Genomic DNA, 16,010 nt, shown 5'->3' on the forward strand with positions numbered 1-16,010 from the left:
TGCATCAGCAGGAAACGACCGAAGGTGACCTTTGAACCGATGGCGTTAATATTGGAGTGTTGGGCCCGGCGTCCCGTTTGGGCCCATTCACTTCTTGGTTTTCCAAATTTTCACCCCCATCTAGGGGGTTCAAATTTGAGCAGGAAACTTCCCTCAGATTCCCATTACCCGATATGGTATGGTAAGGGATGTTGAGTGTAAATCTAACTTTATTTTTTCCTTTTTCAACTCTTGTGATCTTTCCCCCATTCCACAGCTCCCAGAATTTCATGGGCCAAAGGTAAGCTATGGACGCATGTAGACGCTTGTTGTTGTATGCGTCATAGAAGGTTTCCAGCCTTTTTTCCAGCTCTTCAAAGGACCAGAAAACCTGCTTTCCCACCGCATGGTTCAGTATGCTGTGGAAGCTCTCCACGTGTCCGTTTTCCTGGGGTGTATACGGATGTGTAAACACCTGGTTGATGTGGTTTTCAAGGAAAAACGCCTGGATCAACTTGGCCAAAAACTGTGGCCCGTTGTCGTTTCTCACCTCCACGTGTATCCCCCTGGCGAGCAGGTCGGCAGGCTGAAGGTGCGTTATCACGACATGCTCCCATGCCGACTTTACCTGGCCTTTCTTCATGTGGAACCCCATTCCCCAGTAGAGCACGGCCCTGGTAAATGTGTCCAGTATGGTGAGAATGTAGGCATATCTTCTGTCCCTGACTATCCAGACCTGCTTTATGTCCATCTCAAGGACCTCCAGCGGCGCTGAGGGGTTTACAGTTCTGAACTTGGCGAATTCCCTTTCGGAACCCTTGTGCCTGGCTTTTAGGAGCTGTGCGGCCTGCATGAGTCTGTAAACCTTCTTGTGGTTGATAAGGAAGCCAAGTATCATAAGCTGAACGGTCATCTTCCGGTAGCCGTAGTCGGTATCGGGATCTTTTTGGATCACTGTTATATGCTCGATTACTTCCCTGTTGCCACAGTCCACCATTCCCCCGGCGGTCCATCTGGCGGTGGTGGGGGTCTTCTTCCGGCCCCTCCTGCCTGCCTTGGGCTTGTAATAATACTGATGCCTGCTGATCCCCAACAACTCAAGTGACCTGTCCCTTGTAAGTCCCTGACCAATATAAACCGCGGCTAGTTCTTTCCGTTCGGCCAGGGATACTTCTTTTTTATCAGTTCGTCCTTGAGGTGTGATTCTATCTCCTTTTCGGCAAGAAGTTTCTTGAGCAGGTCATTTTCCTTCTCAAGCCGTCTGATCTCCTTCAAATGAGCCGGAGTCATTCCGTGTTGGAAACCGGAATCGCCCATACTTTCGAATTTCTTTCTCCAGCTGTAATAGGTTGCCGGATAAATCCCATGCTTGTCCAGGGTGGGCTGAACTCCGTTTTTCTTAGCCTCCTCCAGGATCTTAATTTTCTCTTCTTTGACAAATCTTCTCTTTTTCATCGACGTAAATTTACAGATTCTAACTATAATTACGTCCGACTATTTAGGGGGCCTATACATTATGGTGTTCAGGTTGGTTCAAAATATATTTCACCACCTTGTCAATATGCGACTTCGAATAGGTAAATGCGCCGAACCCATCCTGCCAAACAAATTTCCCTTGGTAATATTTTTTGTCGTTTAGCCATTTTGAAGAGCCCGATTTGACCTGTTCCATTAATTTGGACGGAGAAATGGTCGGGTGTATGCTTGCGAAAAGGTGTGTATGGTCAGGATTACAGTAGATAGCGTAACATTTAGATTTATGGTTAGCAACGATGCCACACATCACCTTTTCCAATTCGTCACGGAATGACTCCCGGATGAAATTTCCACGTCCTTGGACAGAGAAAACGAATTGAACATATAATTGCGTATAAGTGTTTGCCATGGGAATTGAGTTTGGGATTAGGACTTTGTTTTAATTTTTTTTATGTTAATCCTACAGTGCCGCAAATAAGATTTCAATGCTTTGCCCATAATTTGGCAATAGATTCTCGTTGGATTTATATGTTCTATTAGAGTTTCTGGGCTACGGTCCTTTTACAATATTATTGATTAAAACGAAAATATAAAATCTTACTACCAAATCCCAGGGGCGTAGCCCTATAATCTTAGTAGCATCAAGACCGTTCTTGATTGATCGTGAGGGGCGTAGCCCTGAAATCTCCCTGTCCTAACATTCGACTAAAAACGGTATAAATCATCCGCTGTTCTACGGATAAAATCAACAATTCATTTCCAATCCAGGGCAGATTCGATCAAAACTTTGCTGTTCCTTTGTCCTTGTTTTTTTGATCTTTGAATGCTGTTATATAGATGTCAGGGCTAACGCCCCTAGAGCTATAATTTCACGCTCGTTGCTACTATGATGTCAGGGCTACGCCCCTAAGTTGACAGTGGACGCTACGTTCTATCTGGAATTTCTGGACTACCTTTTCGTTGATTAAAGGGTGAATATAATCATTCCACGAACTTCTAGGGCCTGCCAGTCGGATAAAAGTACATAACCATTACAGCAAAACTCCAATTAATTTCCCACAAAAAAACCCGGAACACTGTCCCGGGCCTATATCTATTAAAACAAACCGATCCTATCGGCCATTCTACTTAAATTTTTACTTTTCCACCCAGTCCACGCCGGTATCTTTCCAGCTTCTGGATGAAGCCGAATCCAAGACCGCCTGACACACCTTTTGGGTTTCGTAGGCGTCGCGGAAGGTAGGGTGGCATGGTGCATCTCCTTCTAAACTCTTGAAGAAATCCGCCACCTGATGGATAAAGGAATGCTCATAACCCACACTGGTACCTGGTATCCACCAACGACCCATGTAAGGCTGGTCTCCGTCTGTGACATGGATAGACCTCCAACCCCTTACAATAGACTCATCGCTGTGGTCAAAGTATTCCAACCGGTTCATATCGTGCAAATCCCAGCGCAGGGAAGCGTGTTCCCCGTTAATTTCAAAGGTATATAAAGCCTTATGACCTCGGGCGTACCGGGTAGCTTCAAAGAGTCCCAAAGATCCGTTGTCGAAATGGCAATGGAAGAGACAGGCATCGTCTATACCAACCTTTTTCTTTTCTCCACTTCCCTGATGAACCCGCTCCTTGATAAAGGTTTCGGTCATAGCGGAAACATCCTTAATGCCTCCGTTAAGCCACATGGCTGTGTCGATACAATGAGCCAACAAATCTCCGGTAACTCCGGAACCGGCGGCATCTACATCAAGTCTCCACAAAGCATCACCTCCTTGAGGCAAGTCCGGACTGATGGTCCAGTCCTGCAAGAAATTGGCTCTGTAATGGAATATTTTACCGAGTTTTCCTGAATCTATCACTTGCTTTGCTAGCGTTACAGCCGGAATCCTTCGGTAGTTATACCATACTGTATTTTTAACACCTGCTTTCTCAATGGCCTCCACCATTTCCTTGGCTTCATCCAGCGTTCGGGCGAGTGGCTTTTCGCATAGAATCATTTTACCCGCAGCGGCGGCGGCAATGGCAATTTCCGCATGGGTATCATTGGGCGTACAGATGTCTATGGCATCCACATCGTCACGTTCTATTACTTTCTTCCAGTCTGTCTCATAGGATGCATAGCCCCACTGTTCGGCAAAGGCTTTGATCTTATCTTCCCTACGGGAGCAAGCGACTTGCAGGACAGGTCTATATTCATATTCCGGGAAAAAATCCCCCAAACGCTTATACCCGTTGGTGTGTATCCTTCCCATCAGGCCGGTGCCTATCATGGCTATTCGTATTGGCTTTTTTTCGCTCATGGTATATTTTAAGGTTTTAATTGATGATAAAATGAATGAATTGGACAGCTACCGCTTTCCTACTCGCTCCATCCGTGTGCATCCCGCACACTGATCAAGGCTGCCAGAATATTGTTCCACGTCTCCTGCTTGCCCATCACGGCATTGGGGAACATACAGCCGTCCCAGCAGATATGCTTGAAAGCTTTGGTCAATTCACCGCTACCGTCACGCAACCAATAGCCAGCGTCTTCGGCTATATGAAGCTTGCCGTTAGGATCATTGGCCAAGCAATGGCGTCCGGTCTTGTCATGGGATCCAGATCCAAATACGGTGGCATCATTTTGAGCCACATGGAAGTCAATCGTCCAAGGACGAAGGGCATCCGTCATTGTTTTCAGCGCAGACTTGAAGACTTCCCTGTCTTCCCAGTCATACCCTTCAGGCAGAATACGATGTTCGGGGAAGTTATATCCCATTGTGTACAAAAGCGTATGGGCCATATCCGCTTGGAATCCAAGTTGTGGACTGTCTACTGACTCCAGCGTGTCCAGCATGGTCTTCCAGCTATGCATACCGCCCCAGCAAATTTCACCTTCTGCCGCCAATCGCTCGCCGTTGTCCGCAGCGATCTTACAGGCTTCTTTTAGGGTTTCAACAATTATTTTCTGGCTTCCTGCCGGATCCTTTGACCACGCCTCAGGACTACTGGCGGTGTCTATACGTACTATGCCATAAGGTCTTACACCCAACTCTCTAAGCTTTTTGGCAAACTTGCAGGATTTTTCTAGGAGATCTAGGTAAGTAGCTCGGTCTTCTTTTGAACCCAAGATAGGGCCAGCCCAAATCGGAGCTACGACACTTCCTATGGAGAGGCCAAGTCCGGATACTTTGTCGGCAAGCTTTTTGGCTTCCTCATCGCCGCCATCCAAGTTGATATGCGGATCAAAAAGACCTACGTCCACCCCGTCAAACTTAACTCCGTTTACTTCGGCTTTTGAGGTAAACTGAAGCATTTCGTCAAAAGAAATTACCGGCTCGGAATCGGGACCTTTTCCAACTATTCCAGGCCAGGTAGCATTGTGTAATTTTGGAAAATTATTTTGGGACATAACTTTGTTAGGTTTTATGTTTATAAATAGATTGATTGCGACGATAGCTAGTAGCACTAAAATAAATCATTTAATTCAGAACCAATGAATACTTTAGTGCTTTTTTTAGCTACATTGTCGATTAAAGTTTTAGGTCCGGATTATTTGGACCGAAGTGTTTAAGCATCACGATAGGGTCAGTTTTGGAAAGATTGGTAATTTTCACCCCTTCCATCGCAGCTTTCTCGGTCACGAAGTATTCATCATGGGTCAACTGTCCATAACGGATCAGCGAAGGGGTTTCAATATCCCATACACCCATGGTACCATGACCCTGCATCATTATCATGCCGTAGGCTGCGCTGTCTTTTATCGTTACCGTCTGACCGGGAAGGACAGTTAGTTCCTTAGCAGAAAAGTCAGCGGACCGATAGCAAATCCATTTATCTATATAGCCTGCAGCTTCCATTTCCTCCAAAGGACTCACTGGTAATGGCTCCATAAATCGGGTTTCAAGTAAATTGGGGTTAACGTTAAGTTCCCAGTCGATTACTTCCATCAGTTGGTCGAAATCTCCCATTCTGTCTTTTGGCGTTCCGTTCCATAGCAGCTCCTCGGGGATAATGGCTTCGTTTACCAAGGACTGATACATAGCAAACACATCCGACGCTTTCTGGGGCTCATAGGTACATAAACTACCCGGTGCATGGAGCATTCCCGGAGGAACATCCCAACCGGTGCCGGGCTGTAATCTGAATGCTTGGGAATAATTGGTGATTTTGTTATCCCCTTTAGAGAAGTTCATCAAGCAGGTTTTAATCTGCTCTTTTGTCGTGCCTGGGGCAATTCCAAAAAAGGTATATGGAAAATCTCCTCCGTGGTTGTTTACCTGAGGCGGGAAATAATAAGCTTCTGGTTTGCCTTTTTGGCCAATTAGGGCTGCGTGCTCGTCATTGTGATGGATGTGATGGGGAAGTGGTCCCATATTATCAAAAAATTTGGAATACATGGGCCAGCTTTTATGCTCATCCCATATCCGACCGCCGATGATGTCTCCTTGCAGCTCGTCGATAACATCCCGAAGCAAGATCTGCTCTTCTTTTCCGTCGGCACCTACCACGACTTGGCTTAACCCTTCGTTTTTGCCTGTAAGCGGGCCGTTTTGGGCAGGGGTGGTTGAAGAAAACCATCGTTCGTCAATACCTCCACGTTCTCCCCCCAGTACGTAGTAATCGTCCGGATGAAGTTTAATTCTTCTTCCGGGAACACAAAAAGATCTTGGAACCCAAGTAGGAGCCAGGCGCAATATTCCCTGACCTTCTTCTAACGCTTTTTTTGCCAAACTCATAGGTAGTATTTGATTTATTGTTGATTATTTGTTAGATAGTATTTATTGAAAGTAATTTTTTCACATCTTCTTCGGAAGTCACAATCCGAAAGTCAAGTTGGTATTCCTTGCTTTCGCCCGGCTCCATTTGAATCAAAACGCCTTCTTCCCGGGCCTTCGCCTGCCCAATCGGCGGGTTGGTTCCCGGCTCCAAAGCTACCACGTATTCATTTTCACCACAATGTTGCCAATTGATAAGCCAAGGAAGTTGGCTCTTAACTGCTTCCATGGAGAGACCAAAAGAAAGTTTGGAGTTGTAAACCCCAGCTGTGTATATCCCATCCGAATCTGTAGATGGATCAATAAAGGCAACATCCTCTCCTGTTGCACGGTGCGCCGGAAGAGGTGCAGGACATTTCTTATAATTGTTAGACGCATTGAAAATGCGGTTATTCGGATCTTGATCCCGGGAAGTCCAATTCCCAGACCATATCAAGTCTGTTCCCTCATCAATCAAAGGCCAGCCGAAATTCACATGGTATAGCAACATATGCGGGGCAACCGCGTTTCCTCGATTGACTACTGTATCCTCTATCCGAAGATGGGGATTTCCTAAGGCACCGCTTATTTTTCGTTTGAGTCGTAGGTGGGGTCCGAAAACCTGAGTTTCCAGCATGACTCCCGTAATGGAGAAATCCATTTTCCCTAGTTGCGGGTCAGGCTGATCGATTTGGATCACTTCGGCAGGGGTGTTACTGATCCGTCCGTGAAGTCCACGGCTTCCGTGGGAATCCTCCTCCGGACCTCCGGTATGACTAAGTCCACAAGTCGTAAGCAGACCGCCACCGAAAGTACGCAGCCAATCGATCCCCCGGTCTGACATAGGTTGGGGGCTTACCACTCCAGAATGGCCAATCCAAGCAAGGGAATGTTGAAGATAAAACGCCTCTCCTATATCCATTCCCCGATCTATCAATATTTTGTAGCGCAACCCTCCGCCCGTATCGATCCAGGCAATACGGCTTCCTTTTCCGGGACCGTTGTCCAATACGGAAATTTCAATTCCACCAACTTGGGCGCGGTTACCTACCTTGCCTTTTAGCCTTTGTTGTAGTTCTTCGGTTAAATCTGCCATGAATGCATTCAATTTCAATCCCCAATATACGGAATGAAGGGGGAATCACTGTCCTGCTGTGTCGGGTAAATTTTTATACCTCGCTTTGGATTATAGCTCTTTTAAATATAAATTCTTGAGTTCCACTTTCATGGGCGGACCTACGTGAACCTGAACGCCCAGATAACCAGACATGGCCCTATTCACCTCATCTTCGTCCGTAACATCACTCATCAGAACATCATTGATATAGTGTTGCAGCCGATTCCCTTTGATTACAAGTCGGAATGAATTCCAATCTTCGGCTTTAATTTTGGTCTTCAGCTCATCTCTATCACCCAATTCTGCCGTAACTTCAAGTCCTTTCCATGCGTTGCGTTCAATATTATCCCGTAAACTTCCCGTGCCTTCCTGCGGACGAATGGTGGTTTTCTGTCCTCGGTAAGCAAGCGTAGTACGTTTTCTTTCCTCATAGTTTTGGCCTGTATAGGAGTTTTTTCCGTCAATATCTGCCTGATATCCCCTCAACGCATAGGGAACGTCATCCAACCTTTCACTACGGTATTGGATACCAGAATTCCCACTTTCTGTAATTTTATAATCTCCTTTCAATTCAAAATCCGCCGGCTGACCTCCTGTCCAAATTAGAAAGGTATTTGTTTTGAGGGGGGTTTCTGCCGTTAATTCTCCAACAATATTACCCCCTTCTACGCGCCAATAAGCTGGATCACCTTCCCATCCATCGAGGGTACTTCCGTCAAAGATGGACACAAATCCGTCTCCGGCTGCTGATGTTTCCGAACCCAAGTCAGTTTCCTCCGTCGTTTTGGATTCCCCACAACTATAAAAGATTGCCGCTAAGGCCATTAATAGGATACTAGATATATTCTTCATGGTGCTGGTTTATATAAAATAAAAAAAGTCAGGAGAAAACCCTATTGGAGTCTAGAAAGACAGTAAATGCCTCAATCCACCAACCAGGATATCACCTGACTTATAATATGTATTATTTGAATACCTCGTGATCCGGATTACCTCCTGATACAAGGTAGGCCATCAGGTCTTTCAGTTCTTCTTCATTCAATCGGTTTATCAATCCCGGAAGCATCACTGAGACATCAGAAACTTTCGTGCTTTTTACATCTGCTTTTGGAATTTCCCTCAACACATCCGGTGCAAATGGATTTTGGGACACAAAATACTTCCCGTCATCCTCGCTGATCAACCTACCTACTACGGAAGACTCATCTTTCATGGTAAAAACGGTAGCCTCATATTGGTCAGATATCTCAGCACTGGGATTAATCGTTGCATCAAGAATATCTTTGTGTGAGAATCGGCTTCCCAGTTGGGTTAAATCCGGTCCTACCGCCCCTCCGTCGCCCGCCATTGCGTGACATGACTGACAAAGGGTTGCCTGATACATGGCATGGCCTTTTTCGAAATCCCTGCCTGCAAGTGTTTCAACCACGGGTAAAGCTTCCTCCACTGTCCATCTTTTCCCAGGGCCTTCGGGCTGAACTGTTGCAACGACGAGGTCATTTCCTGTTCCAGTCAGCCTATCTGCACCGGAAAGTGCATTGTAGTGGTCAAATTTGCTTTTGGGGACCGTTTCAAGTGCCATCTTCCTGGCTCGGTCGATAAATCCGACATAACTTCTACCTCCTTTATATTGAAAGGCATTGTTTATCCATGTAAAGTATCTGTCATAATTCTCATCGGACCATCCCGCTTTTGCCCCTCCAAGAATGGTAGCATAATAGGTTTGCTGAGCTGGCGGTACGTTTGCCAGCATGCCTGCGATATCCAACCCGTATTGGGGGTTTCTCATGATCAAGTCAGAGGAAGAAGTAAAGGTCTTCTGGTACTCGGGGTCATCAGCTGCATCCTCAAGCAGGGCAAGTAATTTGGGCACAGCCGAAGGTGCCTCCAATCGAGACAATACTTTACCCATGATACGGTTAAGCCTGTTGGTGGATGCAGGGAAATGATCATCCAAATAGGAAATTAACTTGGCTTTCGCAGCTCCAGAAGGGTTTCCCATTCTATAGATCGTTACTTCTATTGCTCGGGTAAGGTTCATTTGGTCTTCTTCATTTAAAGAGCCAAAATCAGGTCTAGTAAGCGTATTGACCATGGCATTTAGTTGGGATTTGTTCCCATGTCGCGCCAGTGCAATCATTGCCTGAGCAATTGCCCGTGGGTTTTCTTCACTCAGTGCTTTTGCCTGCCACTCGCTTACGGGTTGATGCTCTACGGCAATCCGAGCTGCATATTGGACAAATCTGTCTGCATGGCTCAACTGAGGCCAAGCTATGTCTAATGCGCCAGCTTTAGGTCCGACGTGCAAAGCTTCCAAATTCCTTCGAATTTTGTGTTCCTCAGGAAGGCCAGCTTCTGTTAGCCCATTTCCGGATTCCTTGCTAAGATCACCGGTGAAATGAACCCGATATAGATCGGATTCCAATCTCCTTCCACCTGTAAGAAAATAAAAGGCGCCGTCCGGTCCGAATACTCCGTCTGTAAGAGGAAGTGGAGAACCGGAAATAAATTCTTCGGCAGTCACTTTATAGGTTCCTCCCTCAGGCGTCATTTGCATGGCGTAGATAATGCCAAAACTCCAGTCAAAGGCATAGATGGATCGTTTGTATTTGTCGGGGAAATTGGCATTTGCACCGGAAACCACGTTGGTAGGCGAACCTTGTCCAATATTTAATATTGCAGGAAGGTTGTCGGTGTAATCGGGTGACCATTTTTGGTTACCCGTTCTCCAGCCAAACTCACTGCCGCTGGTGACATGGTTGATTCGGGTAGGACGGTACCAAGGCATCCCGAAATCCCATTCCATATCCGAATCATAAGTAAAGATATCTCCAACTTCATTGAAGGCAAGATCAAATTCATTCCTAAATCCAACGCTGATCAATTCCCAGTCTTTTCCTTCGGGATCGATTTTGGCTATCCATCCGCCTGGTGCGCCCCTGTTGTTGGCATGACCTCTAGGATCCTTGATTTCAGGAAAAACATTGTCATCCTGCCATACTCGGGGTATGCGATATCGGTTCATTTCTGGAACATCGATATGGTTACCTACTGCTATATAGAGTGATTTACCATCCGGAGAAGGTACAATACTATGGGGACCGTGCTCTCCGGGGCTTCCTGTAAATGTTCTTATTTCAATCACCTCATCAAACTGATCGTCTCCGTTGGTATCGATAATCCGATAAAGGCCGGTATCCTTATCAAACTCATCGTTAGCCCTATGATTGACCATCACATAAACGCTATTATGGGCATATAACAGAGCTTGGGCAAAGCCCATACCGATTTTGCTTTCGCCATTAGGGCCTATTTTTAGTTTTTCTATTTTGGGTGTAAGCGAGTCAGCTCCGATTTCAGGTATTTCCAACCGATAAATGGACCCATATTGGTCAGCGGTTAACATGCGGCCCTTTGGATCAAAGGTCATAGCTACCCAAGAACCTTGGTCGTTTTCTCCAGGACTGTATAGGTGTTCGGCCTCGAAACCTGTCGGCAGCTTTAATTTGTCTACTTTGGGATTGGGCTCTTTAGCTTCCTCTTTAGCACAGCCAAAAAGGAGGCCAGCTAAAAGCGGTAGTAAGAGAAATTTTCTTAGTGAAATTTTATAATTCATGGTTTTTTTAATTGAAGCAAAGAAAGGTGGATAAATCAAATTAGGTTTTTAATTAACCATTAAAGTTACCCTTTTTTACGGGAATATTAAAACCAAATATATGGTAAATGGACCTTTAGTCATAATAAAGGAGGCCTAAAATGCCAGAATCAGCTTGAATACAAATAAGCACCGAAAGAAGGAGGTGTTCGATCTTTTCGGTGCTTATGGTTTTCAAATTTAATTTATGCCGAACCCATAGAATTAGAAGTGAGGTGTAATTTCCGCTTCTGCAGCAGGAAGCGCATAATATTTGGTTATATTGGTAAAGGCAATTGACCGGAACGTATTTCCAGCAGGATAGTAATAATCCAACGGATTAGCCAAAGCCCTAGCCCCAAAAGCCCCAATGATTTCCTGCACCCTGTCAGTTCGGGTTAAATCAAACCACCTTTTGTTTTCAAAAGCAAGCTCTACCCTTCTTTCCTTGAATATGGCTTCTCGCATTTCCGCCTGTCCCGATGCCGTGGTATTTGCTAATCCAGCCCTGTTTCTAATTTCATTCAGGTGTCCTACAGCCTCTGTTGTTTTACCCTGCTCATTAAGTGCTTCTGCTAGGAAAAGTAAGACCTCGGCATACCTATAAATAGGCCAGTTAATCCCGTGAACTCCATGTAAATCGTGATGCTTGGCATATTTTTTAATGTACGGATATACCTTATTAGCCCTGTCACTTCCGGAGATTTCCACATAGTCGATGGAAGCGTCCTTTCTCAAATCACCTTCTTCATAAGCCGCAATTATATCTGGAGTAGGGATATTGTTCCCTTCTCCGTCTAGCGGTTGAGGATTGGAAGTTCCTGTAATGGGCTGCAACTCCTGAAGGGAAATGGGTCTAGGCATAAAGGCATACAAGAAACTACTTTGTAAGCCTTCCGGGCCTTCCAAGTATTGTATTTCAAAAAGGGATTCCTTCGTATTCTTATTTCCAACACTTTCTGAAAACACATCTTCGTAATTTGCAATTAATTCATACTCTCCGCTACTGACGATCGCCTTAAGTAACGTTTCTGCTTCAGCCCATCTCTTTTGGGTCATAAATACGTCCGCCAATAACATTTGTGCTGCTCCTTTGGATGCCCTGCCAACTCCCTGCTGAGACCGCACGGGTAATAAATTAATAGCAGCCTGGATATCCCCAATTAATTGATTGTATATATCCGCTTCCGGCGTCAATGGCAAAGCAGCTTCTTCCCTAGTTGTTACAGGAGTAAGGTGTAGCGGCACACTTCCGAAGTAACGGGCCAGTTCATAATACGCGTAACCACGAAGGAAAAGTGCTTGCCCCTTCAGATTGTCTTTACTAGCCTGGTTGAACTCCACATCATCAATTAACGTCAGAATTTGGTTTGTTCTCGCAATAATCAGATAATCCTGTCGGTATTGATTCAACACGTGGGTATTGGTGGTAATCCCTTGTGCTTCTGGTAATGCGTGATCTGATAGATCTTCCTGCTGCTCGGTAGCTCCAAAATTGATGTTCCGTGCATAGATTGTATTATCAGAACGCATTTCGGTCAATAACCAGGACCGGTCGTTGGTAATGGTTCTCAATGGAGCATAGGCCGCATTTACAGCTTGTTGAAAATCAGTTTCCGTCTTATAGAAGGTAGCAGAACTAAGGGCGGTTTCAGGGGCTATGGTCAAGAAGTCTTCGCAGCTTGAAAGCATGATTCCCAGAAATGCTATGAGGATATTTATTTTTTTCATTTTTCAGTCAATTATAGATGAAAAGATTCTTTAGAACGTAAAGTTGGCTCCTAATGTGAAAGTACGTGGAACGGGGTAACCCGTTAAGTCTATTCCAGGGCTTAAGTTGCCTCCGTCTCCTTGACCATTATCCTGTTGGCTAACCTCAGGATTGGGTCCTCCCCAGTATTTGGTAAAAATATATACATTCTGTACGGATGCGTAGAATCTGGCGGACTTCACGACATTTGCAATTGCTCCAGCATTAAAACCCAAGGTAATGTTTTTGATGCTAAAGAAGGATGCGTCGTAGACAAAGTTACTGTTTGCCCAGTCTCTTTCTATACCCGTCACGTTTCCTCCACCTACAGTCGTACCAAATATACCGTCACCTGGATTCTCGGGAGAACGGAATCGGTCGTTGGCTTTTCTCACCATGTTAAAAACACCGTCTAGGTTTGCGGTACTAAAGAGGTGCCTCATGTATAGCTGATTTCCATGGGATCCGGATCCGATAATGTTCATATCCCATTTTCCATAACGGAAATTATTGGTAATACCGTAAGTAAAATCAGGAAATGGGTTTCCAATAATTGTTCGATCGTCATTATCTCCGCCTATAGTAATGATTCCATCTTCATTGATGTCTTCAAACTTAATGGAACCTACCGTAGATCGGCCGGGTACCTGTGGAGAACTGTTCAAATCTTCTTCGTTCATATAATTCCCGAGTTTTTTCAACCCGTAGAACTGTCCAAAGGGCTGACCGACCTGCGTGATATGGAATTGACCATAAACACGATCAATGCCTTCTGCAAGTGCCATAACCTTATTCCGATTAAAGGAAATGTTTGCGTTCGTTGTCCACAATAGTTTGCCCTGTGTATTCCGGGTAATGATTGAAAACTCATGTCCCCAGAATTTAATCTCTCCAATGTTGTCGGTGAAACTACCAAATCCGGCTTCCTGCGGAATCTGGACATTATACAATAGGTTGGAAGTATTTTTGGTATAGAAATCGTAGACAAACTGAATGCGGTCTTCAAGCAATCCCAAGTCAAGTCCTATATCAAACTGCTGCGTAGTTTCCCATCCCAGAAATGGATTAGCCAATGACGTAATGGCTGCACCTGGAACCACTGAGTTGTTGAAAACGTGGTTTACCGTGTTATTTACCAACGCATATTGGGTATAGTTACCTATATTGTTGTTACCGGTCACACCGTAGCTACCTCTTAGTTTCATAAAGGATACTTTATCGCTGGTGTTCAAAAATCCTTCGTCAGACATGACCCATCCTGCGGATACAGAAGGGAACACCCCCCAACGGTTTTCAAACCCGAAACGGGAAGACCCATCGGCACGTATGGCAGCAGTCAACAAATACTTACCTTGGAAATTGTACGTCAGTCGGCTAAGGAAGGAAGTAAGTGCCCATTCCTGAACATCAGAAATGGTGGATCCTCTATTTAAATTAATAGCCGCCTGAACAGTTGGAAGTCGATCATCCGCATAGGTATTGGCTGCAATTTGTGTCCGATCCATACGGAACTTCTGATTGGTGAATCCTCCAAGTAATTGAAAATTGTGATCGTTGAAGGATTTGGTGTAAGTAACTGTATTTTCATTCAACCAGCTAAAATCTTCCCTGCTATCCCGAACCGATGAAGCAACAGTAGGTATAGCCTGATTCATACCGGGAGTGGCAGTCGAAGGGTTGAAATAGAAATACTTACTATTTCGAATTTCAGCATTGAATGTCGATTTGAATTCCAGTCCTTTTATTGGCTCGTACTGCACATAGGCGTTGGAAAGCAAATTGGTTTGCTTGGTTTCATTTGTAATTTCTAAAGCAGATCTTACGTAATTTGGATATGCGAAAATATTTCCAGTTTCCCCCGGAAATCGGTTAAAATAGGTCAATTCTCCAGCTTCATCGTAAATAGGCATATTTGGCCAAGTATGCAGTGCATTAAATAAAATACCTGTACCTCTGGACCCATCTGTTCTGGGAGTATTGTCCCGAATGTAAGTGGGAGCCAAATTAAATCCCAATGTTAACTTATCAGAAGCTTTGTAATCGGAATTGATTCGGAGTGAAAAACGCTCGTAGTCGGTATTCAACACAACACCTTCCTGATCAAAATAACCCAAAACCACGGAGGTTCTCATTTTTTCCGTGTTGGAATTTATTGTTAGGTTATAGTTGGAAATAGGAGCGCTTTGAAGCAAAGCATCGTACCAATCCTGGGTCTGACCTTCATACTGCGAGGGGTTTTGGAACATATCTGGAACAGGCCGCCCTGCATCTTCAAAATATTCCTTCTTAAACTGAGCAAATTCTACCGCATCCATCATTTCCAATCGGTTATAATGGGGTACATTTTGTACACCTCGATAAACATTCAAGGATACTGAAGATTGTCCAGCTTTTCCTCTTTTGGTAGTAATTAGAACTACGCCATTTGCAGCTCTTGATCCATAAAGGGAAGTAGATGCGGCATCTTTTAGAACCGTGATGTCTTGAATTTCATCCGGGTTCAATGTATTTATATTTCCGGTAATGGGAAAGCCATCAATTACATACAATGGTTCACTTCCCGCTGATACGGATAGCTGCCCTCTAATCCGGACATTCATGCCTTGCCCAGGCCTACCAGTAGTCTGATTGATTTGGACACCAGCCAATTGACCCTGTAGTTTTTGAGCCATTAATGGTACTGGTATATCGATCAGATCATCACCGGAGATAGTTTGAACGGCTCCTGTAATCTCTTTCTTGAGCTGGCTACCATAACCCACAACTACGACCTCTGTCAGGTCGCTCATGGAAGATGCCAATACAATTTCATAGGAAGTCAAACCTGACTGTACCGTCACTTCCTTTGTGGTATAGCCTATGTAGCTAACTGACAAAACTTCTCCAGGAGAAGCATTTACTTCAAACCTTCCGTCGAGGTCTGTCACACTACCTCTGGTAGTACCTTTCACCAATACCGACACTCCCGGTATGGTTTCCATGTCCCCTTCGGAACGGACAACCCCAGATATCGTAGATTGCGCCCAGCTGCCTATTGCTAGGAGCATAGCCAGCGTACTAAGAAGCAATGACTTACTTCCCATTTTTAAGTAATGAGTTCGATTCATAATGATTTGGTTATATGAGTAATAGATAATTTTGGTATTGACCTTTACTGACCAATAACTTTGGCTCAATTTAAATATATTATTATATATATACCATCCTGTACTGTACTGCATGACGGAAAAATTAACATTAAAAAAATAATAATGCCATAGATAACCTATTTACAAAACTATCTATGGCATTATTTTAAGTTTATTGACTTTAGTAGAA

11 protein-coding genes are annotated in these 16,010 nt (G+C 44.6%); all 11 read right to left on the reverse strand.

Annotated elements, in window-relative coordinates; genetic code table 11:
* Positions 1-4: 4 nt before the first annotated feature.
* A complete protein-coding gene (locus FQ608_RS01040) occupies positions 5-1,075 on the reverse strand; it encodes a DDE-type integrase/transposase/recombinase (protein WP_234364000.1) in 1,071 nt (356 codons plus the stop codon).
* Positions 1,076-1,122: 47 nt separating this feature from the next.
* Positions 1,123-1,434: a transposase gene (locus FQ608_RS01045; protein ID WP_158855946.1), complete on the reverse strand. Its 312-nt coding sequence runs from the start codon at positions 1,432-1,434 to the stop codon at positions 1,123-1,125.
* Between the two features lie 52 nt (positions 1,435-1,486).
* Positions 1,487-1,864, reverse strand: a complete 378-nt coding sequence (tnpA, locus tag FQ608_RS01050) for an IS200/IS605 family transposase (RefSeq protein ID WP_199856281.1) — start codon at positions 1,862-1,864, stop codon at positions 1,487-1,489.
* 727 nt (positions 1,865-2,591) lie between these two features.
* Entirely contained in the window at positions 2,592-3,755 is a 1,164-nt protein-coding gene (locus FQ608_RS01055) for a Gfo/Idh/MocA family protein (protein WP_158855947.1), read from the reverse strand.
* Between the two features lie 59 nt (positions 3,756-3,814).
* Positions 3,815-4,846: a sugar phosphate isomerase/epimerase family protein gene (locus tag FQ608_RS01060; protein ID WP_158855948.1), complete on the reverse strand. Its 1,032-nt coding sequence runs from the start codon at positions 4,844-4,846 to the stop codon at positions 3,815-3,817.
* Positions 4,847-4,967: 121 nt separating this feature from the next.
* Positions 4,968-6,173 carry a hypothetical protein gene (locus FQ608_RS01065; protein ID WP_158855949.1) on the reverse strand — a complete coding sequence of 402 codons (1,206 nt, stop codon included), beginning with the start codon at positions 6,171-6,173 and terminating at the stop codon, positions 4,968-4,970.
* 31 nt (positions 6,174-6,204) lie between these two features.
* Positions 6,205-7,287: an aldose 1-epimerase family protein gene (locus FQ608_RS01070; RefSeq protein ID WP_158855950.1), complete on the reverse strand. Its 1,083-nt coding sequence runs from the start codon at positions 7,285-7,287 to the stop codon at positions 6,205-6,207.
* Between the two features lie 90 nt (positions 7,288-7,377).
* Positions 7,378-8,160: a 3-keto-disaccharide hydrolase gene (locus tag FQ608_RS01075; protein WP_199856282.1), complete on the reverse strand. Its 783-nt coding sequence runs from the start codon at positions 8,158-8,160 to the stop codon at positions 7,378-7,380.
* Between the two features lie 112 nt (positions 8,161-8,272).
* Positions 8,273-10,924: a c-type cytochrome gene (locus FQ608_RS01080; RefSeq protein WP_158855951.1), complete on the reverse strand. Its 2,652-nt coding sequence runs from the start codon at positions 10,922-10,924 to the stop codon at positions 8,273-8,275.
* A gap of 243 nt (positions 10,925-11,167) precedes the next feature.
* The gene (locus tag FQ608_RS01085; RefSeq protein ID WP_158855952.1) at positions 11,168-12,673 is read right to left on the reverse strand and encodes a RagB/SusD family nutrient uptake outer membrane protein; all 1,506 of its coding nucleotides are present in this window, start codon (positions 12,671-12,673) and stop codon (positions 11,168-11,170) included.
* A 30-nt stretch (positions 12,674-12,703) separates the two neighbouring features.
* Positions 12,704-15,799 (reverse strand): SusC/RagA family TonB-linked outer membrane protein, encoded by a 3,096-nt coding sequence (locus tag FQ608_RS01090; RefSeq protein WP_158855953.1) that lies wholly within the window; start codon positions 15,797-15,799, stop codon positions 12,704-12,706.
* Positions 15,800-16,010 lie beyond the last annotated feature (211 nt).

Source organism: Lunatibacter salilacus (assembly GCF_009797935.1).
GTDB classification, from domain to species: Bacteria; Bacteroidota; Bacteroidia; order Cytophagales; family Cyclobacteriaceae; genus Lunatibacter; species Lunatibacter salilacus.